This is a genomic window from Frankia sp. R82, from assembly GCF_023716925.1.
Lineage (GTDB): Bacteria > Actinomycetota > Actinomycetes > Frankiales > Frankiaceae > Frankia.
Window position 1 is genome coordinate 1 of sequence record NZ_JAMQQG010000192.1, and the last position, 665, is coordinate 665.

At 64.4% G+C, this 665-nt stretch carries 1 protein-coding gene and 1 tRNA gene; both read right to left on the reverse strand.

Annotation, left to right across the window (positions count from 1 at the left end):
• Positions 1 to 240, reverse strand: a 240-nt coding sequence (locus ND747_RS16555; protein WP_251734502.1) for a hypothetical protein, incomplete at its 3' end; no start/stop codon positions are given.
• 133 nt (positions 241 to 373) lie between these two features.
• Positions 374 to 450, reverse strand: a tRNA-Ile gene (locus ND747_RS16560).
• Positions 451 to 665 lie beyond the last annotated feature (215 nt).

Sequence of the window (665 nt, forward strand, 5' to 3'; positions counted from 1 at the left end):
TACCTGGCCGCCTTCGAACGCGGCAAGCTCGACGAAGAAACCCTCGCTAACCGAGTCGCCACCCTGCGCACCACGCAAAAGCAACTCCGGCGCCGCCACACCGAACTCACCACCCAGATCGACGACGAACCCGCCATGCCCCCACGCGCCACCCTCCACAAGATCGCAAGCCACGTCGATACGATCATCGAGGTCTGCACCGACCTTCAACGCAAGGCCCTCGTCGAAGCCCTCGTCCACGAAGTCAAGATCCTCGGCCCAGGACGGTTCCAGCCGGTCTTCCGCATCCCCAGACCCGAGCCAACCGAGACCAACACAGCCGCTCCACCAGCTACAACACGTCCGAAAGGGGCGGTTCGTACAATGACAAACATGGTGGGGCGGGTGGGGCTCGAACCCACGACCCAGGGATTATGAGTCCCCTGCTCTGACCGGCTGAGCTACCGCCCCCATGCCGGTGCTTCCCGTGGTGAACGTGACTCCGGCCCCTACAGGGTAGCGGGTGCGTGTCCACTCCGGTGCGGGTGTGCGGCATGGGTGTCGGCCGGCGAGGACCGGCACGGGCAGAGGTCGGCAACTCAGCCGCTCAGCCCAGATCTTTCGCGCCTGGACCGGGTGTGATCGTGGGCTGATGTCCCACTCTTGTTGATGTTGAGTTATGCCGT